This window comes from Psychrobacter sp. 1U2 (assembly GCF_051847575.1).
The window spans coordinates 1-1,519 of sequence record NZ_JBPYDC010000177.1; the positions used below are offsets into that span (position 1 = coordinate 1).

Consider the following 1,519-nt stretch of genomic DNA (forward strand, 5'->3'; position numbering starts at 1 on the left):
GTTCAAGATGGTATCGACTGGTACAAGAGCAACAGCTAACGTGCCAGTATCTGTCTCTACCACCAATGTTTTGAAAACTTGCGCAGCTTTTATACCAAGCTTTTCAGCAGCCTCTAAACCAAAAGACGTCGCACTACTATCATGGACATACTCATGCAGCTGATAGTCAAGGCGACACTGCTTAGCAATCTTAATAGCAGGAGTCATAGGGCACTCTCATTAAACTTAAAATAAAAACGGATAATAGTGTTCAATTAACGCTATATCAAAACACTGGTATATAAAGGTACTGTTAACTTGGACACGTTAGCATTTATAATATATTCAGCACAGATACCGACACCATATATCGCTTTGACTACTTTTATGGCATCATAAGCGCATTACATTTTACAAAGTCTGACTTTTGATTATGATACCCAGTTTCCTAAAAAACAAGCTCTTAAAAAACCGAACGTCCAAAGCGCAAGCCAACTCTGAGGCTAGCAAGTCGTCAGCTGCGACGACTTATACCAATGCACCCATCAATCAGTTATACCGAAAAATATCGGGACAGGCACTTGATGTCGCAGTCAAAGCAAAGCTTTTAGGTGAGCTGCCAGTATTCGATAATGATGATCAAACGCTGACCTTTTATGTGCTACAGGATTATTCGCGCTCTAATAGTATTTTGATCGATCTACAAACTGGCGAGCATAAGCTACCACCTGCACTGATGAGCGTAAAAGACAGCATACATGATGTCAACGAAAATGCTGGCATCATATTTTTGCATCATCCTAAAGCCAAAGACAATCAATTATCGCCGCGCTTGTCACGTTTGGTCGCGGCCATTCTACAACATCCAGACTTACAAATACGCCTAGTACCAGTATCGATTCTTTGGGGCCGCGCGCCTGAAAAAGAGGACTCGTTGTTTAAGCTATTGATGGCAGATAACTGGCAAGATCCAAGTATTACCAAGCAATTATTTAATATTGGTGTGATGGGACGCGATACCTTTGTCCAGTTTCATGCGCCAAAAGACTTACGCACCATTATTTATAACCGTTTGCACGATGAGTCATCAGATAAGCTCGGAGTTGCAGACACTGCAGATAGCCGAGATGGACGTCACGCGTTAGTGCCAGTAGCAGATGCCAACCGTGAGTTGGTACGCGACTTACAGCAAGAGCTTCATACATATCTTGATAATCAGCGTACTACTATGCTCGGTCCTGACTTATCAGATCGGCGCAATTTGGTAGATAAGCTGATCTACTCACCTGCCATTCAACATGCCACACAGATCGAAGCGGATGAAAAAGACATTAGCGTCCGTGAAGCACGCGGGCTTGCTAGAAACTATGCAAATGAGATGGTCAATGATTACTCTCATTCTATCATTCGAGTCTTTGATAAATTTTTAACTTGGTTATGGACGCAACTGTATGACGGCGTCGACGTCCATCATTTTGAGCGCGTACGTGAGCTTGCAACCGATCATGAAATCATCTATGTGCCCTGTCATCGTAGCCAT

2 protein-coding genes are annotated in these 1,519 nt (G+C 42.9%); one reads left to right on the forward strand and one right to left on the reverse strand.

The window, feature by feature from the left end; all coding sequences use genetic code 11:
* Positions 1-207 (reverse strand): YbaK/EbsC family protein (locus ACS8FD_RS14230; RefSeq protein WP_459252127.1); only part of this gene is annotated, 207 nt, incomplete at its 3' end.
* Positions 208-412: 205 nt separating this feature from the next.
* Between ACS8FD_RS14230 and ACS8FD_RS14235 the strand changes: the two genes are divergently transcribed.
* On the forward strand, positions 413-1,519 hold a 1,107-nt coding region (locus ACS8FD_RS14235), incomplete at its 3' end, for a lysophospholipid acyltransferase family protein (RefSeq protein WP_459252128.1).